Source organism: Corynebacterium sp. MSK012 (assembly GCF_030232435.1).
GTDB classification, from domain to species: Bacteria; Actinomycetota; Actinomycetes; order Mycobacteriales; family Mycobacteriaceae; genus Corynebacterium; species Corynebacterium jeikeium_D.
Map to the genome: position 1 here is coordinate 227,881 of NZ_JASPJU010000001.1, position 22,542 is coordinate 250,422.

Below are 22,542 nucleotides of genomic sequence, written 5' to 3' on the forward strand. Positions count from 1 at the left end.
TTCTAGGTTCTAGCTTTTAGCAAGGCTAGCTAGCAAGATCTTAGTCCTGCAGACTCTTCTCGATACGAGCCTTCAGAGCCTCGAACTCGTCCCAGACCTCCTGCGGAACGCGGTCGCCGAGGAACTTCAGCCACTCCTCGTTGTCCGGGAGGTCACCCTGCCACTTAGCAGCCGGTGCCTTCAGGGCTTCCTTGACATCGGCGAAGTCGATGTCCAGGCCAGTCAGGTCCAGGTCCTCTGCCTTAGCGGTGTGACCAACAACGGTCTCCTTGGCGCCAACACGGCCCTCAATGCGGTCGATGATCCACTTGAGAACACGGGAGTTGTCGCCGAAGCCCGGCCACAGGAAGCGACCGTCTTCGCCGCGGCGGAACCAGTTGACCAGGAAGACCTCTGGCATCTTGTCGCCGCCCTTGACACCCATGTCAATCCAGTGCTGCAGGTAGTCACCGACGTTGTAGCCAATGAACGGCAGCATTGCCATCGGGTCGTGACGCAGGGAGCCAACCTTAGCCTCAGCGGAAGCAGCGGTCTGACCGGAAGCCAGGGTTGCACCGATGAAGGTTGCGTGGTTCCAGGACAGAGCCTGGGTCACCAGCGGCACAGTGTCCGGGCGACGGCCACCGAACAGGATGGCGTCAATCGGGACCCCCTGCGGGTCGTCATACTCCGGTGCAGCGACCGGGCACTGCGAAATCGGGGTGCAGTAACGGGAGTTCGGGTGCGAGGACAGCTCGTCGGAATCCGGAGTCCAGTCATTGCCCTTCCAGTCAATGAGGTGCTCCGGCTTGCCTTCCATGCCTTCCCACCAGACGTCGCCATCGTCGGTCAGTGCGACGTTGGTGAACAGGGTGTTACCGGCCTCCATGGTCTTCATGGCGTTCGGGTTGGAGGAGTAGTTGGTACCCGGTGCAACACCGAAGAAGCCGTTCTCCGGGTTGACAGCGTACAGGCGGCCGTCCTCACCGAACTTCAGCCATGCGATGTCGTCACCGACGACCTCGGCCTTCCAGCCCTCGATGGTCGGAGTCAGCATAGCCAGGTTGGTCTTACCACATGCAGACGGGAATGCAGCGGCGATGTGGTAGGCCTTGCCCTCTGGGTTGGTGAGCTTCAGGATGAGCATGTGCTCGGCCATCCAGCCCTCTTCCTTAGCCATGACCGAAGCGATACGCAGTGCGTAGCACTTCTTGGCCAGGATGGCGTTTCCGCCGTAGCCGGAACCGTAGGACCAAATCTCCTTGGTCTCCGGGAACTGGGTGATGTACTTCTCATCGTTGCACGGCCATGCAACGTCCTCCTGGCCCTCCTCCAGCGGAGCGCCAACGGAGTGCAGAGCGTGGACGAAGTCTCCGTCCGGACCAATCTTGTCCAGGGAATCCTGACCCATGCGGGTCATGATTCGCATGGAGAGAACCACGTACTCCGAGTCGGTCAGCTGAACACCCAGCTTCGGCTCCGGGTCGGTAATCGGACCCATGCAGAACGGAACGACGAACATGGTGCGACCCTTCATGGAACCGCGGTAGTGCTCGGTCATTTCCTTCTTCAGCTCGACCGGATCCGCCCAGTTGTTGGTCGGGCCAGCGTCCTCTTCCTTTTCAGAAGCGATGAACGTGCGGGACTCCACACGAGCAACGTCCTTCGGGTTAGAGCGGGCAAGGAAAGAGTTCGGGCGCTTTTCCTCATTCAGCTTGATAAGAGTTCCCTTATCAACCAGGTCCTGGGTAAGGCGGTTCCACTCTTCTTCCGAGCCATCAGCAAAGACAACCTTGTCTGGCTGGGTCAGTTCTACGACCTCAGCAATCCAGCGCAGCAGTTCGGCGTTCTCGGTCGGGGCCTGGCCCTCGAGACCAGGAATAGAAGGTGCGGACATCAGTTCTCCTGACTCATTGATTCGCGTCTTAATTTAAGGCTACCGGGGGATACCGAAAGTTGCCGGGCCCCACATCGACAATCGGCTCGTTCCCTCATTTGCAAGCCGTTACATCACGGCTTTACAACAAATAATTTTCCTCGCCCCATTCTTGCGACCTGTTCATTTATGGCTATAACCAGCGAATAAGGCCAGCCTCACCACATAAAATTACAACCATTAACCCTTTGGCTGCAGTTACCCCCATTTGTAAGCAACCGAGACACGGGTACCCCCGCGCGCAGCGGTTCCAAAGTCATTAGCCCCAGCTGCCCCGCGCAGACTGCTCCCATGAGTACGCATCCCACTTCCCCGCTGCTGATACCGTTTCCGCTGCCGCTCCGCCTATCGCGTCAGCAGCCCTCACATCATCGCTGCTCCAAGACTCCCAAGTGCCGTCAAAACGGACCGTCGTAACGTGATCCACCGTGCCGTCACCGTCTAAATCCGAATAGATCGACAACCCGGAGTCGTCGGCAAGCGTAATTGACCCCTCGTCGTCGCCGAGGTCGTAGAGCTGCCCATCGACCTCCACGACCAACCCGGCGCCACCAACGTCCGCAGACTGCCCATCAATCGGCGTCGCCGCCTCCAAACCACACGGCGTAGCGGGCGAACGCACCTCCACCCCGCCCTCGGACGCGGGTTGGTCGGAAAAGTACTGCAGTAATGAAAACTCATCCATCGTGATATCCCCCTATTTCTCTTCGCTGTCACAGCTATCGTGCAGGCGTTCCGGTGTACTCCGCCAGCTGCTCTATCCGCCATCCCGGACCCCGCGCACCAAGGGCTTCGCGCACCGTCATCTCCACGGACTGTGTCCATTTTCGCCGCAGATGGGCGAGGTAATTTGCCCGCCACTGCGCGGTGCGTTGGCGTGCGTTACGACGAATCGTTGCGCCCACCGCCACCACCGCAACGCCGAGGCCTATTGCAAGTGCGGCCAGCTGCGCCGCAAGCGTCGGCACCCCAACCCACATCAGCACCCCGTGGATGATCCGCACTGCGCCGACCGCCACGCCAAGCGAGGCCACCGCCACCAGCGCGTCCATGGCATAACTGGGGCGAGCTGGGTTTTCTGGAGCGGGCACCGGGATTTCCACACGAAAGCCCAATTCGTCGCCACACCGCTGCTGCAGCCGCGTCGCTGCGACCTCGGCACGGCCCTGAAGTTCCGCTTGGTCACCTGCGGGTCCGTCAGCCACTTCCTGGAGCGCATCCCGCACTGCACTCTCAGCTACCAACTGCATCTTCCGCTGCAATCGCGCCGCCGCCCCGGCTCCGCGCGATCGCTCCTGCGCCAGCTGAGCTCGCACATTTCGAGCCCGGCGCGCACTCAGTGTTTCTCCCGAGTTTCTGGGCGGGCCTTCTGCCAGCAGAACCAGGGTTCTGGCCATTCTCTCGTCCAGCGCTCCCATCGGGATTGTGCTGTCGATTTCCTGGCGCCAGGCCTCGGCATACTCACCATTGCCAATCAGGCCAACTGCAACGCGGCCGGTGGCCTGGCTAATTGCTGCAACCGTGCTGACGCACTCCCGCGTGGGCTGCACCTCGCTGTCTGCAACATAGAGCACGACGGCGCTGCGTTTATCCACAAACTCCAGCCGACGTGGCGGCGTCGCAGTGTCAACGATCTGCGAGAAGTCCGCGCGGTCCGCCGCGTCCCCGGCTTTGGTGACAAGAAGCGGTGGCTGCTCAGACCCCTCCGCCGAGACCGGGCGTGGCTCAACTACGTCCGGTGTTGCCATAGCAACTCCTCCAGGCTGTCTCTAGCCGCGGGAAAGGCTGCCGCGATCTCAGTCAACTGCACTGCGAGTAGCCCGTCATCATCGCGTGATTCGTCTTCCGCACCGTAGCGTTCAGCAATCTTCCGCAACGCGGAGCTGAACAAAAAGGTGTGTTCAGCTGTCTCGTTTGTGGAGATGTCGCAGTACTCGTCGGCAAGCGAATGGCGAATCGGTTGTTGCTCGATGACCAGCGCGACAGGGGCGGACAGCTTGTCGGCCAGCTCCGCGTGACATTGCGAAAACGCCTCGCGCACAGCGGTTTCGCGCACGCCCCTGCGCAATCGCGCGCAGATTATCGATGGCCGTTTCTCACGCTCAAGCGCCTTGGCGACGCATACCTCCGCACCGCTCGTGTGTGTGGTGTCCGAGTGCGTGACCTGCCGTTCTGACAGCCAGTCCACCACAGCGGCGCGCAACGACGACGATGTAGATCCTGTTGACGGCTGTGTTGTTTCCGTGACGTCAGTTGCGGAAATAAGGTCCATTAGGCCTAGTCCCCTCCCATAAATCCCCTGCGTGGTTTAGTTAAAACCTGCGTAACCCCCATACGACCCGTAGGCCAGATTCCGCGCCCTGAAACGCTGCGCTAGGCAGACCCCAAGCACCGCTTCAACCAACGAATAAGCGCGGCTTCGCGTTCAGCCTACAGCGGACCGCGGATTCGGCAAGTCGGCAAAACAAATTGCCCCGCCGTGCCGCCAGTTCAGGACGACGCGGCATCGTCAACCGGCGTGAAACCGCCAGGACAACAACAAAAATCCTAGGGGCAATGATTGGATAGTTGGCCGATGTCGTGGACAATAGGGAACGTGACTACTTCTGATTTTTCTGAAAATATCGAACAGCCTGCGGTTTCGCAGGAATCCGAACCATTGCCAACTCGCGCAGACGAGCAGGCGGAGCAACCGCATGAGCGCCAGCCGAAGAAGGGCGAATTGCCTGCAGGTCGTCCGGAAAAGACCCAATTCGACGATGGTCTTGACTACCCGCGCATCGGCAATCTGTCCTTCCGCCGCGGCACTTTGACTCCCAACCAGGAAAAGATCTGGGAAGATAACTGGGACACTTACGGCAAGGTCCTCTCCGACGAGGTCATCGACGTGGAGGAATGGTTCGGCCGCAAGGGACCGACCATCGTCGAGATTGGCTGCGGCACCGGCACGTCCACCGTGGCTATGGCTCCGCAAGAACCGGACCACAACATCATCGCCGTTGAGCTCTACCGCCCTGGCCTGGCGAAACTGCTCTCCGCCACCGTGCGCAATGAGGTGTCGAACATCCGCATGGTCCGCGGCGACGGCGTCGAGGTTTTGCAGCGCATGATCGAGCCGGAGTCGCTGGCCGGCGTGCGCCTGTTCTTCCCGGACCCGTGGCCGAAGGCACGCCACCACAAGCGCCGCATTGTGCAGTCTGGCACGTTGCGCCTGATTTCTTCGCGTCTGAAGCCCGGCGGCATTTTCCACGCCGCCACCGACCATGCGGACTACGCAGAGTGGATCGAGGAGCTCCGCGAGGTCGAGCCGACGCTCGAGCCTATCGCCTGGCCCTGGCCGGAATCCCCCATGCTTCTCGACCGACCGACGACCAAGTTCGAAGCCCGCGGCCTGAACCTCGACCACGACATCCACGAGTTCATCTGGCGCAAGAAAGAGGCATAGGAACATGAGCACTACCCAAAACACCTCTGCCAGCTACAACACCACTGAGACGCACCCGACCGCACTACTCGTGTGGGACGCCCCGAACTTGGACATGGGGCTCGGCGCCATTTTGGGATCCCGCCCGACCGCCGCACACCGCCCGCGCTTCGACGCCGTGGGCAAATGGCTTATCGACGAAGCCGAGCGCGTATCCCACAACATCGGTTCCGATGTCCTCCCCGAGGCCACGGTATTCACCAACGTCAACCCGGGCTCAGCGGAGATTGTCCGCCCCTGGGTCGAGGCTCTGCGCAATGTCGGTTTCGCGGTCTTCGCAAAGCCGAAGATCGAAGAGGACACCGACGTTGACCCCGACATGATTGCGCACATCCAACGGCGTTACGACGAAGGCGTGTTGCGCAGTGTCGTCGTTGCGTCCGCCGATGGCCAGAATTTCCAGGAGCTGTTGGAAAAGCTCGCATCCGAGGGGATTCGGGTAACCGTCATCGGTTTTCACGAGCACGCTTCCTGGGCGCTGGCCTCCGATGCGATTCGCTTCGTTGACCTGGAGGAAATCAAGGGCGTCTTCCGCGAGCCGCTACCGCGTATCGATCTCGACCGCCTGCCTGATGGCGGTGCGTGGCTGCAGCCGTTCCGTCCGCTCACGTCGTTGCTCAAGGAGCGCGACGGCAAGAACGACGACTAGGGAGACCACCGCGGCGACGTCTAGGGAGACGAACAGGAAGACGAACAGGCTTCTTATTTATGTCACGACTTAAAAAAGTCCTCAAAACCGGCAATTCGAGCTGGCTACGATCGATAATCCTCGTGGCCCTCGTGATTGCCGGTATCGTCCTGACGGTAAGAAACTGGGACAGCGTCGTCCAGGGGCTCCAAATCCTTGCGGATGTCGATGCTAAGTGGCTGTTCATCGCCATTTTTTCCGTGGCTTTTTCGCTCTACGCGATGGCGGAAGTGATGCGTCTGCTGTTGCGAGCTGGAGGCGTAAAAGCAGCCACTCGCCGTAGCACCAATGCGCTAACCCTCGCATCCAACGCGTGGGCGGTCACCGTTCCCGGTGGTGCCGCATTCTCCACGGCGCTGCAGATTAAGCGCATGATGCAGTGGGGCGCATCCGCGGTCCTTGTCAGCTGGTTCGTGCTTTTTTCGGGCGCGTTGTCGTTTTTAGGTCTGGCATTTCTGGGGCTTGGCAGCCTCTTCTTCGTCGGACAGGGTGGCACGACCGCAGTGCTCATCGCTATGGCAATTGCGGTTTTACTAGCCACCATTTTGCTGTGGCGGATTTCGCAGAACCCGGCTTTTCTCAACAAGACAGGCGCGTGGTGTCTGCGTGTCTTTAACAAGATTCGAAAGAAGCCCGCGGACACCGATGTCGACCGACTTGAAGAGTCCGTCAAACAGCTGACCAGCGTGAAGTTGCCCGTGCAAACTTTGGCTCTTTCCTTCACCTGGTCCTTTATCAACTGGGTCGCGGAAATTGTCTGTCTCTACGCCGCCATCCGTGCCGTTGGTGTCGATGACATCTCCGCTACGAAGGTGCTGCTGGCTTTCGTAACCGGCAAGCTCGCAGGTTTCATCCAGGCCACACCGGGCGGCATCGGCACTGTCGAGGCCGCTTTGACCGCGGCTCTCATCGCAGGCGGCACCACCGGCGCCGAGGCCTTTGCAGCGGTGCTGGTCTACCGCATCGTTTCCTTCGTCCTGGTGGCAATTGTGGGCTGGATTATCTACGCCCTCGGCTTCGACCACAAGGATCAGCCCGAGCATCAGCCAGTCGCTGACCGCTAATGGCTTCCTCGCCGCTGGTCGCTGGTCACCCACCAATCTGAGGGGTCGCTAGACTAAGAAGCATGAACACACGCGTATCGACGTTCTTGATTGACATCCTCGCCATCTTTATTTTCGCCGTGTTGGCACGTCTGGCTCACAACACTCCCGAGGATTCTTTTACCTTCATCAATATCCTCGATACCTGGTGGCCGTTCGCATTCGGTGTCCTCCTGGGCACCGCGCTGATTAAGAACGAGCCGAACCCGCGTGCAGTGAGTTCAGGCGCAATTGTGTGGCTCGGCACTGTCGTCGTCGGCCTAGCTGTGTGGGCCACCCGCAATTCGGCAGTCCCGCACTGGTCCTTCATTCTGGTTGCCTCAGTCATGAGCGCCTTGCTGCTGCTGGGTTGGCGAGCAGCGTCGAATGCGGTTGCTCGTAAGTCTCTGGACTAAGCCTTTGGCCCCGTTCCTAACCCTTCGATTTAGTTCACTGACTAAATCTGGTTTTTAATTTTTGCACTCCGCCTCGATAATTGAAGAATGGACAAATCTTCAGACGAGGCTCTCGGCAATCAACCAACTGCTGAGACCCAACGAACTCATAACCCCGCAGGGTCCAGCGAAGACCGCACCTTCATGGGCCAACCGTGGGGTCTCGCCAATCTCTTCGGCATCGAAATGTGGGAGCGCTTCAGCTTCTACGGCATGCAGGCCATCCTGGCTTTCTACATGTACTACGAGACCACTCAGGGCGGTCTCGGCCTGGACAAGGGTGCTGCTACCTCTATCGTCGGTGCTTACGGCGGTCTTGTCTACATGGCCGCACTCGTTGCCTCTCTGGTTGCTGACCGTATCCTTGGCTCGGAGCGGACACTGTTCTACTCCGCCATCCTGGTCATGTTTGGCCACATCTCCTTGGCATTCATCCCCGGCGTGATTGGCCTGGCTATTGGCCTTGTCTCCATCGCAATCGGCTCCGGCGGCGTGAAGACCAACGCACAGGTCGTGCTGGGTCAGCTCTACGCAAAGGACGACCCGCGTCGTGACGCCGGCTTCTCCATCTTCTACATGGGCGTCAATATCGGTGCCCTGTTCGGCCCACTGCTCACCGGCTGGATCTGGGGAATGAAGGGCTTCCACTGGGGCTTCGGCCTGGCCGCTATCGGTATGGCTGCCGGTCTGATTCAGTACATCCTGATGCGCAAGTCCACCATCGCCGAGGCTGGCCATGAGATTCCGAACCCGCTGCCGAAGAAGCAGTACCCGGTATGGATTGGCATCGCAGTGGTCATCACTGTTGTCTCGGTTACGCTGGTTTCCACCGGAATTGTTCCGGTCACGACTCTTTCCACTGTGGTCACAGTGATTGCACTGATCGCCGCTGTGGTGCTGTGGTGGCAGATGTACTCCTCGCCACTTACGACGAAATCGGAGAAGACTCGCCTGGTCGGCTTCATCCCGATGTTCGTCTCAGGCGTGCTGTTCTTCGGTATCTTCCAGCAGCAGTTCACGGTGCTGGCCATCTACTCGGACATCCGCCTCGACCGCGAGATCTTCGGTTGGGAAATGTCCCCGGCCTGGATTAACTCGATCAACCCGATCTTCATCATCGCCTTCTCGATGGTCTTTGCAGCCGCCTGGTCCAAGCTTGGTGACCGCCAGTGGTCCACCCCAGTGAAGTTCGGTGTCGCCAACATCATCATCGGTATCTCGCTGTTCTTCTTCATCCCATTCTCCGGTGGCGGTGAGAACTCCACTCCGCTGTATGCGATTATCTGGATTCTCTTCCTGTTCACCATGGGTGAGCTCATGCTGAGCCCGGTCGGCAACGCCCTTGCTACCAAGGTCGCTCCGGCAGCATTCCCGTCGCGCATGATGGCCGTCTGGCTGATGGCAGTCGCTATGGGTACTTCACTGGCAGGCACCCTGGCCGGCTTCTACAACTATGAGGATGCCGCTGCTGAGAACACCTTCTTCATCACCCTGGGTATCGCCTCGGTTGTCCTGGGCTTGATTCTGCTCGCCCTGCGCAAGTGGATTGTCAAGGAGTTCGTCGACGTCCGATAGGGCCGTAGGGCCGGATCCGTAAGGCTGGCCCCCGCTCTGGCACAGCCCACGCCCACGCCCACGCCCCTCCCCCTCCTCCCCACTTCACGACACCTATGTCACCTCATGCCGCCTCCACAGATGGCACGAGGTGACATAGGTGTCGTGAAGTGTTTTTTGGGTGGCTCTGAACATGCTTCGCCACAAACTCGCCACCAGCACAACCGCCATCCACAGATTTTCCCCACCTCCCCACCGGCTAAAATTGAGGCCATGTTTGCCATCATTACCGTCACCGGCGAGGATCACACCGGCATCATCGCCGCCGTCACCACTGCTCTGGCGGAGCAGGACGTCAACATCGTCGATGTTTCCCAGACCCTCATGGATAAATGGTTCACCATGATCCTGCGGGTGGAGTTCAACGAGAAGGCCACCCCCATCAGCACGCTGCAGGGTTACATGGATTCCGTCGGCAAGCGGGAGGGGCTTGTCATTCGAATCCAGTCTGAGGCGCTGTTCAACGCCGTCAACGAGATTTAAAGGGCGCGACCAGGATGGATTTCAACTTCGCGCAATCTAAGTTCCTCGACACCATTGACATGATCGAGAAGTACCGTCTGGATATCCGGACGGTCACTATGGGAATTTCCCTGCTCGAGTGCTCTCGCTCTGGAATGGAAGCCACCGCACAGGCGGTGTATGACCGCGTGACCACGCAGGCCGCTCGCCTCGTGGAGGTCTGTGAGGGTATCGAGGCGGAGCTGGGCATTCCGATTGTCAATAAGCGCATCTCCGTCACACCGGTTTCCCTCATCACGGCCGGTTGCGAAGGCGATCCCACCGTGGTGGCCAAGGCCCTCGACCGCGCCGCCCGCGATTCTGGCGTGAACTTCCTCGGCGGCTACTCGGCGCTCGTCGAAAAGGGTGCGACGACCAGCGAGAAGCGGCTCATCGACTCCATTCCCCACGCTCTGAGCGAGACCGAATTGGTGTGCAGCTCGGTCAACGTAGCGTCGTCACGCGCGGGCATCAACATGGATGCAGTGCGTCGCATGGGCGAGGTGGTGAAGGAAGCCGCGGCGCAAACCGCTGACCGCAGCTCGATTGCCTGCGCCAAGCTGGTGGTTTTCGCCAATGCGGTGGGCGACAATCCGTTCATGGCCGGCGCGTTCCACGGCGTCGGGGAGCCCGATTGTGTCGTATCCGTCGGCGTTTCGGGTCCGGGGGTGGTCGATCGCGCGCTCGGCGATCTACAGGGCGCCAGCTTCAACGAAGTCGCCGAGGAGATTAAGAAGGCGGCGTTCAAGATCACACGTACGGGTCAGCTGGTCGGCACGATGGCGTCGGAGCGCCTGGGCGTGCCTTTTGGCATCGTGGATCTCTCGCTCGCGCCGACCGCTGAGATGGGTGACTCCGTCGCTCACATCCTCGAACACATGGGATTGGAGCAGGTCGGCACGCACGGCACCACTGCCGCGCTCGCGCTGCTTAACGACGCCGTCAAGAAAGGCGGCCTGATGGCTTGTTCACGCGTCGGTGGACTGTCCGGGTCGTTCATCCCGGTCTCTGAGGACAAGGGCATGATTGATGCTGTCCGTGCGGGGTCGATCAGCATGGACAAGCTGGAGGCGATGACCTCTATTTGTTCGGTGGGCTTCGACATGATTGCAATTCCTGGTGACACGCCTGCGACCACGATTTCCGGCATGATTGCCGACGAGGCCGCCATCGGTGTGATGAACCACAAAACCACCGCCGCCCGCCTCATTCCGGTGCCGGGTACCAAGCCGGGCGATGAGGTGAACTTCGGTGGTCTGCTCGGATATGCGCCGGTCATTGATGTCAATGCCAAGGGCAATGCCGAGTTCATTGCCCGTGGCGGCTACATCCCCGCCCCGGTGCACGGGTTCAGGAACTAGCGGCTTCGGACGAGGCTCCTACGATTGCAGGCGGCGCCCATTTGCGTCATAGGCGTAGGAGCCGCTACCGACGAGAATCAAAATGAACTCGATAAATGCCCAAATGCTGACGCCGATGATTAGGAAGAATCCGACCAGAAGGATAGCCGTAATCCAGCCGAATACCGTCAGTGCTAGTTGAATAGCACCACGCGAGTTGTGCCCCAGGTAGAAGTTGTGAACACCGAGGGTACCCAGGAAGAAGGCAAGCAGAGCCGCTGCAATCTTGGACTTATCCGAGACAGGAGCACCTGCGCCTCCGTAGCCCTGGTGCGGGTTTGGGCCACCGAAGCCAGCGGAATACGCCGGCGCCTGCTGGTTTGGGTAACCACTCTGATACGGGTTCGAGTACCCGTTGTGGAAATTGTGCTGGCTCGGGTCCTCATAGCCCTGCCCCATGTTCGGCTGCTGCGGTGGGTACTGATCCGAGTACGGCATACCGGAGCTGTAAGCACCCGAGCTGTCAGCGAACTTTCCCCGGGATCTCGGCATACCGTCTTCGTCGAAATCTCCATATGGGTTTGTCGGATTCGTCATTGCACCCTACCTTTTCGACTAGATTATCCGGTCATGAACAGCAGTTCCTTGGGCGATAATAACCGGTTCTGTCAGACTGCTTCCTGCAATTTTTGTCAATTTCTTTCGAAACTTTAGCGAACCTGTTGTTTTGAAACGTTAAACACCAGTTCTTGAGCAAGATTCTAACAGCAAGTACCCGTCGAGGTCGGGCTCGTCTCGCACATTTTTGAGCTGCCTCTACCGTCGCGCCAGCGATTGTTCAATCAGTTCGCGAGTCCAGCCCTCAGTCCAGGCCAGCGGAGTCGTACCCGGGATTGCTACGTCATTCGTGGCGTAGGTCGCATGCGCTCCTGCGCCGGCAATCATCTCCTGCGCGCGTGCGATCGCATCGGCCACTGCCGGAGGAACATCACAGAAGGAATCCGATGGCACGCAGACATTCTGGACCTTGTCATTAAGAGGCCCAAAGCCGTCTCGTGGACCGCGCATCGTTGCGCCCGGAACCACAGCCTGCACAATGCCGCCGAGGGGCTGCAATGACAGCTCGACACCCACACCAGCCAGCGGAACACCCTGGTTCACGCCCTGATTAGGGTCACGCCGCGGGTCGCCCAACAGAGCCACGCCCGCGATGCGCTCGGCCGGAACCACACCGCGGCCGTTGCCGATGTCAGAGGCCAAATCACCTGCAATAGCCGCGCCCTGGGAGAAGCCCATCAGGACGAAGTCCGTCAGCGGGCACTGCCCGTGTAAGTCAGCCATTTCCTTAGCGGTGACATCGCGCCCGACTGCCTGCGAATCATCGTAGGTGAGTTGGTCGGGCAGCTGATGCGTCTTAATCTGTGCCGGGTACGGCGTAGTCCAGACCTTGACATCACCCTCCGAGTAGGACTGCGAAATCGAGTTCGTCAGGCCAAGCAGCAGCGAATGTGGGTTCGCGGTCGGGGCCATTGGGTCATCGTCAGCACGCGATTCCGCAGTTCCGGGCACCGCGATAACTTCTACCGCCGGGCACCACTCGGGTTGTTCGGCCAGAACCCCACCATCGTCACCGGGGGTCGGTGGGGTTTGACCGCCTTGGTCGTCGTTAAGCCATTGCACTACGCCGAAGCCAATAGCGGCCACCAGCACAATGACCGCCAGAATTGTCACCACTTTACGCATGAGTGCTAGCAATACGCCTTTTTAGCGGAGCTTGCAATAGTCTTCGCCACTTCCTCAGCGCTTTCCTGTGAGCGCCCCTGTGCGACCAGCTGTCCGGCAATCGCCAGCGCGATGACCTGACGCTCCTCCTCCGGTGCGTCTGCGCATGCCGCGCGACCTGTGCCGATGAGCTGATCCTCCACCCCAGCAACATCAATTCCCGCTTTTTCCAGCGCTTCGAGGTATGAATCATCCGCCTCACTGAGCTTCATCTGTCCATCGGGCGCTTCGTCCACGCGCTTAGCTTGGGGATCTGTGATCTCCGGCGCAGACTTTTCGCTCGACTTCGGCGCAGAAGTCTTCGTGCTTGACGACGTCGTGGAGGTCTTCGTAGTCGTCGACGAGGTGACCTCCGAAGACTCCACTGTGGAACTGCCACAGGCGGCCACTCCGAAGGTCAGCAGCGCAACAGCTGTGGTTGTAGCCAGTGTCCGGAAGGACTTGTTCATGGACATTTGTCTATCCCTTATTCAGTGCCCTGCTTTGGTTGGCTTACTTGTCATCACCGTTGTCGGCGGCTGGGGCTGGTGCTTCTGGCTTATTGCGCTCTTCGACAATCTTGCCGTTGAGCTGGCGAATCCAGCCACCCTCGAACTGCTGTTCAAGACCGCCGGCCTTGACTGGCTGCAGTGGGCCGACCGGGTAACCGAACGGGCCATTTTCGTAGCCAGTGCTGCCCCAGTGGTCAGTGATGTCGTTGGAGCGCACCGGCTGTGCACCAGTTTCCGGAGTCCAGTAAATGGCACCGTGTTCGAAGCGCTGGAAAGCGCCGCGGGCGAGCTTGACCTCGTCGCCGTCGACAGGCAGACCCAGATCGGACTCAGCGCCACCGAGCTCCTTGTAGACACGGCCGATTTCACCACGCACGATGCGAGGTTCTTCGCCGCCGATCTTGACGATGGTGCCACCCTGGAAGTCCTGGGCGACACCGCCCGGAATATCGCGGTGGTTGGCGACTGGGTAGCCCAGCGGACCGGTCTCGAAGCCGGCCTTGCCCCAGACGTTCATAATGTCGCCGGTGACTTCGTGGGCTCCGCCTTCCGGAGTCCAGTAAATCGAACCCTTTTCGAAGTGAACGAAGCGTCCCGAGCCATCCGGCGTAGCCAGTTCGTTGGTCACTGGGTAGCCGAGCGGCGAGGACGGACCACCGAGCTCGTTGTAACGCGAACCGATGCGCCCCCAGACCACATGTGCCCCGGAATCCGGGTGCCAGTAGGCGGTACCGCCGGTAAAGTCCTGAGCCACGCCATTCTTGGCGACGCCATACTCATCCGACAGGCAGGTGCCAATTCCTGGCAGCGATGCGACGGCCTTCTCAATCTCGCCGCCTACACGGCAGACCGCGCCACGATCGGACTCCGGCAACTGCAGTGCATCGGCCAGCGTTGGCCAGGCCTGACTGACCTCGAATTGCCAGTACGGCCAAGTGTGAGTACCCGAGCTCCGGAAGTTCACAACCGGCTCGACGCCCTTTTCGCGAGCATTTCGGATGAAGGTCTCACTGGTCATGCGGGAAAGCACTTCCAATGCGTAACCGGTCGGATTGTCCGGCTTCGTCGGATCGATCTGCGACGGCACGTCCCACTCACCGGTGTTGCCGTTACCCGCCGAGATGTACAGCGACATGCCCTTGAGCTTGTCGATGTTCAGCTTCGGATCATTGTCCTTCCAACGCTGCGAACCGAGCGGGCCCCACATCTTCGTCGCGTCATAGCCACCGGTGTTCTTCATCGCCAGAGAGATTGCCTGCGGCATGCCCGGCGAAGTCATATCCAGGTAACCAGAGAGGCTACCGGCAAACTTCCACAGCTCCGGAGAGTGTGCTGCAACGTTGTAAGCACCGGTAGCTCCCATGGAGATACCGATAATGCCGCGTTCATCGTTGCCGCGGAAGCCGTTGGTGATAACCGGCACGAGCTCCTTAGTGATGAAGCTCTCCCACTTGTAGTTCTGACCGTTATCCGGCTGATCCCAGTCAGAGTAGAAGGACGATGTACCGCCGGCAGGCATAACCACCAGGACATTCTTGTCCTCGTAGAAGCGTTCGATATTAGTAGCGCGAATCCAACCGGAGTAGTCATCAAACGATGCCATACCGTCAAGGTGGTAGACGCTCGGGAATGTGCGCTCCTTGTCGCGGTACCAATCGCGCGGCAGCAAAATCTCAACCTGGATTGGCTTCTCCGGCATGGCAGCCGAGCGAATGTGCGCAATGACGTGGTGATCTGTGTACCACTCGACCTTGTCTACGCTGACTCCACTGGGGAGGTTCGCCACTGCGGGAGTATCGACTTTAAATGGCGTACGCTCCGGCCCTGGCATCGGCTTCGGCATACCCAGGCCAGGTAGCTGCGCACCAGCAGCTTGCGCTGCTTCAGCGGCCTTAGCAAGGTCTCCCAGGTCTCCAGATTGCGCCAACTGCCCCTGAACGGCCTGAAGTTCCTCGTAGCTAGGCAGACCTGGCTGAGCTGGCTCGGGAGCCGCCACTGCAGCAGGGGCACCGAGAGCGAGAGTCAACGGTAGTGCCAAAAGTGCGGTCAACGCCCGTGATGACTTCCGGCTGTTGCCGAGTCCACCACGGAGGAATCTAGCGGTTACGCGCATAAGAGGGCTTCCCTTTACAAAGTCGCTGGTTGAAATTATTTGAGACGTTGAGTGTTGCACCGGCACCGATTAGGCACCTGCAGATAGCATCACGCGGCGCTTGAGCTATGCGTTTACCGTTCGGCTTCGCAGAATTACGTAGTGACCAGCAACGTATCCGAAGGTTCCCCTCCTCCGGCGTGCCGCTGCAAGAAGAATCTCACACACGATCTGCGAAACATACGGTATAGCTACCTGAATAGCTTCACCCTTTACTTTAAGGTTCGACTCTCATGTTTACCCTCTTACGGGTAAAAACCGTGGAGACACACGCAAAAGGAACTGAATTCAAGCTTTGACAGCGCAACTCTTTGCGCCCCTCTGTAGGCCGTTACCCACACCTTCCACTCAGCATCCAAACCCGGACTCGACACAGAAAAAAGACCAACCCCACAAAAGGATTGGTCTTTTTCAAAATTGAGACTTCTTAAGAAGCTAGCCCCTTTAAGAAGCCATCCAGCACCAGAGCTAGGTCAGCGCGCCAGAGCGCCCTGAAATAACTACCGACCTAGAGCCCCAGCGCCCCAAGAATGTGCGGGCGAGCAAGCGCGGCATCACGGCCCCACAGCTCCCACGAGTGGATACCGTTCGGGCTGTAGACAAACTGCGCATTGAGGCCGGCAGCGCGAGCGTCCTGCTCAAAGCGCTGCGTCGAAGCGCGGGAGACGGACTCCATTACGGCACGCCAGACAGTGTCAGGGAGCTGCGGCACCGGACGGTTCAAAACCTCCGGGTCACTCCACAGGCTCTGAACACCCTGGGCGGAGGAAACATACATCGGCAGCCCCCGGAGCTGGTCCAGCTGCAGCGATGGATCATGAGCACGCCACTGCTCCGAAGCAGGAACCGGAAGGCCCCACATGCCAGTCGGATTCACTACACCAGTGCTAGCCACCATTGCAGTAGCGCCGGTCGCAACAACTGGGTTGGACATCTGGTAGTAACCGGACAGCGAAGTAACCTGCTTGAACTGATCACGGTGGCGGGCCGCCAGAGAAACCGCCGCAGCCGCACCCATGGACAGACCAGCGATTGCGTTGCGGTTCGGGTTGACACCAAACTCACGCTGCAAATAGACCGGGAGCTCCTGGGTCAGGAAGGTTTCCCACTTCTGGGTCTTGACCCCTTCAGCGGTCACTGCCGGAGCGTTCCAGTCGGCATAGAAGGAGCCGTCGCCAGCAGCCGGCGCAACCAGAGTGATGTTGTCATTGGCAAAAGTCTGAGCAATATGGCCCGACCAAATCCAACCGGACGCACCCTTATTAAAGCCCCACAGACCGTCGAGCATGTACAGGGAGGCATCGCCGCCACCAGTAGCCGCCTTGATCTGAACCGGAATATTGCGGTTCATAGCTGGCGAGAAAACCTGGCAGTACTGAACCCACCAGTTGTATGGATCCCACTCACAGCCTGGGCGCAGTCGATCACGGTTTGGATCAGCACTCGCGTCCTTCGCGGATGCGAGCATGATGCCGCCAAAGACCATCGCAACCGCTACGAGGGCAGCTACGACCTTCACCGTGAAGTTACGACTCACTGCAGTAAAGCTCATCGTTCTCCTCTTTACTTTCGGACTTACCTCCGCGCCAGACTTCTCGGAGGCAGTCGCTTGCGCGAGCTTTCGCTTTTCTGCTTCCAGTTGTGACGCGACAACTGGAGACTCCACAAAAGAATCTCGAGTATGTAACGATACTCAATCGTTTCCCTACAACCAAGTTAAAATCGTAACCATTCCGTAATATTTCTCACATTTCCCGACAAAACTATTCGCCACAAGGAGAAACACTGTTTACCAGCGAGGAATTACAGATTTGTAATTCTGCCCCCGACTGACCCGTAGGACTGACTGAGACATCTAAAACACGCCTACAAGAACCCCAAACACAACCTAAGTACTAACGAGATACAGAAAAAAGCCCATGCACCCCTCGATGCATGGGCCTTCAGCTACCAACCGAAACCGACGAGAAACCGACGAGAACCCGACGGAAACCGTAGTTCGCTTAATGGGAAAAGAACAAGGAACTACCCCAGAGCCGGAACAGCGTAGACAGCGATGGCAATGGACAGCAGCCACAGGACGGCCAGTGCCTGCAGCGGACGGTCCTTGAGCGCAATCTCATCCGGGCTTCCCGCATCACCACGGTCGACGTCGGCTGCGAAGCGCAGGATGGCCACAGTGAATGGAACCATCGAAATCTCGTACCAAATAGCCGAAGTGGACGAAGTGCCCGGTGCGCGCCCCATCTCGAAGCCCCACAGCGCGTAGCTCAGTACCACGGCGGTCGCAGCGAGGGTCCACACAAAGCGCAGGTAAGTCGCGGTGTAACCCTGCAACGACTTACGAATCTTCTTACCTGTACGCTCCGCCAACAGCAGCTCAGCGTAACGCTTACCGGCTGCCATAAACAGCGAACCAAAGGCGGCAACCAGCAAGAACCACTGGGACAGGTTGATGTTGGCAGCAACACCGCCGGCCATTGCACGCAGCATGAAACCCGAGGACACCAGCGCAATATCAATCACCGGCTGATGCTTCAGACCAAAGCAGTAACCGAGCTGCAGCGCAATGTATACAGCCACAACAATTGCTAGCCCCGGCCCCTCAGAGGCAAACCAGGACACCGCAATCGAACCAATAATCAGCGCGACCGCCATAATGTACGCCATGCTCACCGGCAGTACGCCAGCGGCAATTGGGCGGAAGCGCTTGGTTGGGTGCGCACGGTCAGCCTCGACATCGCGGGCATCATTAATCAGGTAAATCGACGATGCTGCCAAGCAAAAGGCCACAAACGCCACCAGGATGTCGACGGTCAGCGTGCCGATCGAACGTCCCGAGTCCATGATCTCGTTGCCGGCTGCCAGTGGAGCCGCAATGACTAGGACATTCTTCACCCACTGCTTCGGGCGAAGCGCCTTGATCATGCCGTCCAGCAGATTCTTCGGCGGATGCCCCTGCGGGTGCGCAGGCTCATCGATACCGGAAGTGTGCGGCTCGGACCCAATCCTTGATTGAGAAGCTTGCCGCTGGTTGGCCGACACATTGGCCAAGTTGTCGTTCTCCGCCTGTGTCACTGTGCATTCCTTTCCGCAATGGAGGGCTGTCCACCCTGGTTATGCTGCGCCTTTTTCGGCTCGATGACCTTATCACCTATCTTGTCCACCGCAAGAGCAGTGGCTGTACCCAGCGCTGCTCCGAGAGCGACATCGGTTGGGTAATGAACTCCCAGCACCAGGCGGGAGAGCATAATCGCCGGCACGCCCACGGCCGGTGCTGCCGGGTAACCCAACTTTGCAATCCCCACCAGCGCCGCCGTCGTCGACGTCGCGTGCGAGGACGGGAAACTCAGCTTGCTTGGCGTACCAACGCCGATTGCTATACGACGGTCATGGGGACGCGGGCGACGGACAATGCGCTTAAGCACCACCGATGCCGCATGCGAGGTAAAGGCGGCCACACCGACCTTTGCCCAGCTAATGCGTCGCTCCTTATCCACCGCCGCCCCGAGGGCAGCGAGCCCCATCCACCCAAGGGCGTGCTCACCGAAATAGCTCATGGCACGCGCGGTGGGCAGCACACCCGGGACGTCGTTAAGCGTGTGCTGAATATTAACGAGAACGTCGGACTCGCCGAACGGATCGCCTTTAATTTTCGAAGACATTCGCCCAGGCCTTCCTACTGGTCAGATCGTCATAGGCTGCGCGGTAGCGTGCCTGCATTTGCTCGAACCGCTCCTCAACCTGCTTTTGCAGCTCCCAGGATTCTTCCAGCAGAGCCTTGGCCTTGTCGCGGTCACGCTGGCGATACACCACGCCACGGCCGTCAGCGGTGGTGACCGTTGCGCCATCCAGACGCGACAGGGAGAACCAACGAGCCTCCAGCGGCGCCAGGTTTGCCTGCGGCACCGCATGGTGCTCGGAGTTTTCCGGGCGCACGCTGTGCAGCAGACCCTTGGCCAGCCAACCGACCTTCTTCAGCTTGCCCAGACGACCACCGACATCCTTTGTCGGAACCCCCGGAATACCGGAGGGCTTTGGCAGATCGCCTGCGCTCGGCAGCACAACCGCGTCGGGGAAGCTCTTACGCAGGGCATTGATACGCGGCAGCGAGGACTCGAGAATATCGAACAGGTGCTCCGGACCTGCCAGGAAGTCCTTCATGGCTTCGTTCTGGATGGCAACAGTGGAGTACTCCAGGCACAGAAGGTGCTTGAAAGTGGCCTTGCGCATGGAACGCACGATACCGGCAGCATCGCCCTCGTGCTGAAGAGCCGCGACAATCAAGCGGTTGCGCAGATGGAAGTACGCCTGCCAGTCAATGGCGTCGTCCTTGTCCGACCAGGCCATATGCCAAATTGCTACGCCCGGCCACGTAGCCGTCGGAAAGCCTGCCGTGCCTGCGCGCAAACCGTATTCGGCATCGTCCCACTTAATAAACAGTGGCAGCGGCTGACCGATTGTCTCAGCGGCGACGCGTGGAATCAGGCACATCCACCAGCCGTTGAACTCAACATCGATGCGACGGTGAAGATCCTTCGAATCGACAACCTCACCGGTTGCGTTAGTGCCGTGCTCCCCGCGATCGCGCAGTGGGTGCGCATAAAAGTCGTGGTCATAGTGGACGTGCGGAGCGGAAGTCCACATGAAGTCATGGCGGCCGATGACTTCACCCATCGAGTGCAAGTGGCTGCGCTCCTGCAGGTTCAGCATCTGACCGCCGACCAGCATCGGGGACTTCGCGAACCGGCCGACAGCGACCGCACGCAGAATGGAATCCGGTTCGATGGCGATGTCGTCATCCATGTAGAGAATGAACGGACTATCGGTCGCACGCTTCGAATCCGAATCCGGACCGCCCAGGGCCTCATACATAATGCGGGAGTACCCGCCGGAACCACCGAGATTTCCCTGCGGGAAAATACGCAGGCGGTCACCAAAGTGCTCGGCGACAGCATCGAAGCCCGGCTCGTCTGCCGGGTGCTTGGTGCCCTGGTCAGGCATCAAAACAGCATCGATGATGGCATCGACCTCAGAATCCGAGGACAGCGCCTCAAGAGCAGCAACTGCGTCGGTCGGGCGATTGAACGTCGGGATACCGATAGTGACGCGCCCCTCCGGCGCCGGATGCTCTGTGCCGTCCGGGTACGTCTGGCTCGGCGCCTCGATATCGGAGTACCAACCTGCGGAGTGGATTACCACGTCCGTCTCACAGGTGAGGTCGAACCAAATCCAGCCGCCGTCTTCAAATTGCGTCAGCGGTACTGGGATTTCGCAGACGTGGACATCCTTGCCGTCCACCTTGGCTTCCGCGCCTTCAGCCGCCGCACCCAGATCACCGACAACTTCGCCGGTCACGGCGATGCGCGCACCGTCAATCTTCGAACGATAAATGTCCACGCGCGCAGTACCGGACAGTTCCAGGCGCAGGACAACATTGTCCAGATTCGTCCACCGGCGCCAGTAGCTGGCCGGAAAAGCATTGAAGTAGGTTTCAAAACTAACTTCATCACCCGCCGGAATGGTGGCTGACGTGCGCGAATGCGCTTGCACACGACCGGCATTAGTCTCCGGCTCAACCAAGTAGAGCGAGCGGACATCACGGGGCTCACCCAACTTTGGCAGCAAAATCCGCTGCAGGCGTTCAACGGCAAGGCTTGACGACGTTGTCGGGGTATGTGTCCGCTTTTGTTCAGGCTGTGATGCCATGAGACGTATCAACCACTTTCCGAAAGGTCTACCGGGGGTGTTGCCGCCGATAAGTTACCGACGTTTCTATCTCATAGCATCCTAGTGCCCGTGGCGGATTGCCTCTTGTTGCCACGCTAGCGACAGCCCAGAATGTGAAAGCCCCTACGCGCTGCGGACTATCTGCTGCGCATAGGGGCTTTTTCGTTCAGGTTCTAGTTTTAAGCTCCGAGGAAACCTTCGATGCGGGCCTTGGAGTTCTGGAGGTTGCGATCCCAGGTCGGCCAATCGTGGATACCGGTCTGCTCGTATTCAAACGTCGCATCCAGACCGGAGGTACGAGCACGCAACTCAAACTCGCGGGTGGACAAGCGGGACAGCGACTCCAGCGCAACGCCACCGGCCTTCGGGACGACCCGGTAGAGGTTCTTCGGGTCACGAACCTCATCCGGAACACCATTTGCCGAGGTAATAACCAGATCCAGCCCCTTCATCTTCTCGACGTTCAGGTACGGATCATTGCGGACACGCTCCGCTGACATAGGCGCACCCCACATGTCGAAGGAGCTGTAGCCAGCCGACAGCTGAGCGGCCTCAATTGCAGTGGTCATACCCGGCGCAGTGGTGTGCAGGTAACCGGAGAAGGCAAGAGCCTGACCGAACTGGTCTCGGTGGTTGTATGCCAGCGATAGTGCAGCAGATGCACCCATGGACAGACCTGCAATGGAGTTACCAGTGCGAGAAATGCCGAACTCACGCTCAAGGTAAACCGGCAGTTCCTGAGTCAGGAAAGTCTCCCACATGTTTACAAACGGACCGTGCACACTAACCGACGGACGCTTCCAGTCGGTGTAGAAGCTACCGCCGCCACCACCTGGAATAACCAGGTTGACGTTGGATCCCTCAAAAGTACGTGGGGCGTTACCGTGCTCCACCCAGTCAGAGGCATCAGCCGGGCTACGCAGGCCATCTAGCAGGTAGAGAGCCTTGTTACCACCATTGGCAGAGGCCACAATCTGAACCGGAATATTACGGTCCATGGCCGGCGAATAAACCTGGCACTTCTGGGTGAAGTACTGGTACGAATCCCACTCACAACCCGGGCGCAGCGAGCCTCGGTCACCCGCCGCGCTCGCGGCCGGCGCCATGGTCAATGCAGACGCGGCCACAGCTACCGCGGACGCAACGGCTGCAACCTTTCGACGCCAACCACGGAAAGTAGAGGTGATTTTCACGTGTGCATTCTCCTCACAATGTGCGATTCCCCACGGCCGGTGGGAACTATCAGGCGTGTTTCCGCTTCAGGGAATTACCTTAAGAAACAATAAATCTTCGACAAACTTACCCGCA

At 59.2% G+C, this 22,542-nt stretch carries 20 protein-coding genes; 7 read left to right on the top strand and 13 right to left on the bottom strand.

Annotation, left to right across the window (positions count from 1 at the left end; all coding sequences use genetic code 11):
- Positions 1 to 40 precede the first annotated feature (40 nt).
- The 4 genes from QP977_RS00955 to QP977_RS00970 form a co-directional block, all read right to left on the bottom strand.
- Entirely contained in the window at positions 41 to 1,876 is a 1,836-nt protein-coding gene (locus QP977_RS00955) for a phosphoenolpyruvate carboxykinase (GTP) (protein WP_070595679.1), read from the bottom strand.
- 298 nt (positions 1,877 to 2,174) lie between these two features.
- Entirely contained in the window at positions 2,175 to 2,600 is a 426-nt protein-coding gene (locus tag QP977_RS00960; RefSeq protein WP_049171803.1) for a DUF6802 family protein, read from the bottom strand.
- Between the two features lie 34 nt (positions 2,601 to 2,634).
- Positions 2,635 to 3,663 carry a hypothetical protein gene (locus QP977_RS00965; RefSeq protein WP_070605249.1) on the bottom strand — a complete coding sequence of 343 codons (1,029 nt, stop codon included), beginning with the start codon at positions 3,661 to 3,663 and terminating at the stop codon, positions 2,635 to 2,637.
- Positions 3,645 to 4,187: a hypothetical protein gene (locus QP977_RS00970; protein WP_070827506.1), complete on the bottom strand. Its 543-nt coding sequence runs from the start codon at positions 4,185 to 4,187 to the stop codon at positions 3,645 to 3,647. The genes QP977_RS00965 and QP977_RS00970 overlap by 19 nt, the downstream gene beginning before the upstream one ends.
- Positions 4,188 to 4,511: 324 nt before the next feature.
- Here QP977_RS00970 and trmB point away from each other — a divergent pair, with 324 nt between their 5' ends.
- The 7 genes from trmB to QP977_RS01005 all read left to right on the top strand — a co-directional run bounded on the left by trmB (position 4,512) and on the right by QP977_RS01005 (position 11,100).
- The gene (gene trmB / locus QP977_RS00975) at positions 4,512 to 5,360 is read left to right on the top strand and encodes a tRNA (guanosine(46)-N7)-methyltransferase TrmB (protein WP_224433347.1); all 849 of its coding nucleotides are present in this window, start codon (positions 4,512 to 4,514) and stop codon (positions 5,358 to 5,360) included.
- A 4-nt stretch (positions 5,361 to 5,364) separates the two neighbouring features.
- A complete protein-coding gene (locus QP977_RS00980) occupies positions 5,365 to 6,048 on the top strand; it encodes an NYN domain-containing protein (RefSeq protein WP_049171810.1) in 684 nt (227 codons plus the stop codon).
- Positions 6,049 to 6,170: 122 nt separating this feature from the next.
- On the top strand, positions 6,171 to 7,151 hold the full coding sequence (locus QP977_RS00985) for a lysylphosphatidylglycerol synthase transmembrane domain-containing protein (RefSeq protein ID WP_242458653.1): 981 nt from the start codon (positions 6,171 to 6,173) through the stop codon (positions 7,149 to 7,151).
- Positions 7,152 to 7,213: 62 nt separating this feature from the next.
- Positions 7,214 to 7,585 (top strand): DUF3054 domain-containing protein, encoded by a 372-nt coding sequence (locus QP977_RS00990; RefSeq protein ID WP_049171813.1) that lies wholly within the window; start codon positions 7,214 to 7,216, stop codon positions 7,583 to 7,585.
- A gap of 87 nt (positions 7,586 to 7,672) precedes the next feature.
- Positions 7,673 to 9,199 (top strand): peptide MFS transporter, encoded by a 1,527-nt coding sequence (locus QP977_RS00995; RefSeq protein WP_016421637.1) that lies wholly within the window; start codon positions 7,673 to 7,675, stop codon positions 9,197 to 9,199.
- 252 nt (positions 9,200 to 9,451) lie between these two features.
- Positions 9,452 to 9,721, top strand: a complete 270-nt coding sequence (locus QP977_RS01000) for an ACT domain-containing protein (protein WP_016421638.1) — start codon at positions 9,452 to 9,454, stop codon at positions 9,719 to 9,721.
- Positions 9,722 to 9,735: 14 nt separating this feature from the next.
- A complete protein-coding gene (locus QP977_RS01005; RefSeq protein WP_147766142.1) occupies positions 9,736 to 11,100 on the top strand; it encodes a PFL family protein in 1,365 nt (454 codons plus the stop codon).
- Positions 11,101 to 11,118: 18 nt separating this feature from the next.
- On the opposite strand, the gene QP977_RS01010 is transcribed toward QP977_RS01005, so the two are convergent.
- The 9 genes from QP977_RS01010 to QP977_RS01050 form a co-directional block, all read right to left on the bottom strand.
- Positions 11,119 to 11,676 carry a TM2 domain-containing protein gene (locus QP977_RS01010; protein WP_284847055.1) on the bottom strand — a complete coding sequence of 186 codons (558 nt, stop codon included), beginning with the start codon at positions 11,674 to 11,676 and terminating at the stop codon, positions 11,119 to 11,121.
- A 219-nt stretch (positions 11,677 to 11,895) separates the two neighbouring features.
- Positions 11,896 to 12,822: a cutinase family protein gene (locus QP977_RS01015; protein ID WP_149420765.1), complete on the bottom strand. Its 927-nt coding sequence runs from the start codon at positions 12,820 to 12,822 to the stop codon at positions 11,896 to 11,898.
- 5 nt (positions 12,823 to 12,827) lie between these two features.
- Positions 12,828 to 13,316, bottom strand: a complete 489-nt coding sequence (locus tag QP977_RS01020; RefSeq protein WP_049190969.1) for a DUF732 domain-containing protein — start codon at positions 13,314 to 13,316, stop codon at positions 12,828 to 12,830.
- A 37-nt stretch (positions 13,317 to 13,353) separates the two neighbouring features.
- Positions 13,354 to 15,465 carry an alpha/beta hydrolase-fold protein gene (locus tag QP977_RS01025; protein ID WP_126108231.1) on the bottom strand — a complete coding sequence of 704 codons (2,112 nt, stop codon included), beginning with the start codon at positions 15,463 to 15,465 and terminating at the stop codon, positions 13,354 to 13,356.
- Positions 15,466 to 16,012: 547 nt separating this feature from the next.
- Complete coding sequence (locus QP977_RS01030; protein ID WP_126108232.1) at positions 16,013 to 17,056, bottom strand: alpha/beta hydrolase; 1,044 nt, start codon at positions 17,054 to 17,056, stop codon at positions 16,013 to 16,015.
- Positions 17,057 to 17,529: 473 nt separating this feature from the next.
- A complete protein-coding gene (locus tag QP977_RS01035; RefSeq protein ID WP_048734319.1) occupies positions 17,530 to 18,549 on the bottom strand; it encodes a decaprenyl-phosphate phosphoribosyltransferase in 1,020 nt (339 codons plus the stop codon).
- Between the two features lie 29 nt (positions 18,550 to 18,578).
- Positions 18,579 to 19,169: a phosphatase PAP2 family protein gene (locus tag QP977_RS01040; protein ID WP_049190962.1), complete on the bottom strand. Its 591-nt coding sequence runs from the start codon at positions 19,167 to 19,169 to the stop codon at positions 18,579 to 18,581.
- The gene (locus tag QP977_RS01045) at positions 19,153 to 21,213 is read right to left on the bottom strand and encodes a glycosyltransferase (RefSeq protein WP_049193150.1); all 2,061 of its coding nucleotides are present in this window, start codon (positions 21,211 to 21,213) and stop codon (positions 19,153 to 19,155) included. The genes QP977_RS01040 and QP977_RS01045 overlap by 17 nt, the downstream gene beginning before the upstream one ends.
- A 200-nt stretch (positions 21,214 to 21,413) precedes the next feature.
- On the bottom strand, positions 21,414 to 22,427 hold the full coding sequence (locus tag QP977_RS01050) for an alpha/beta hydrolase (RefSeq protein ID WP_049171829.1): 1,014 nt from the start codon (positions 22,425 to 22,427) through the stop codon (positions 21,414 to 21,416).
- Between the last annotated feature and the right edge of the window lie 115 nt (positions 22,428 to 22,542).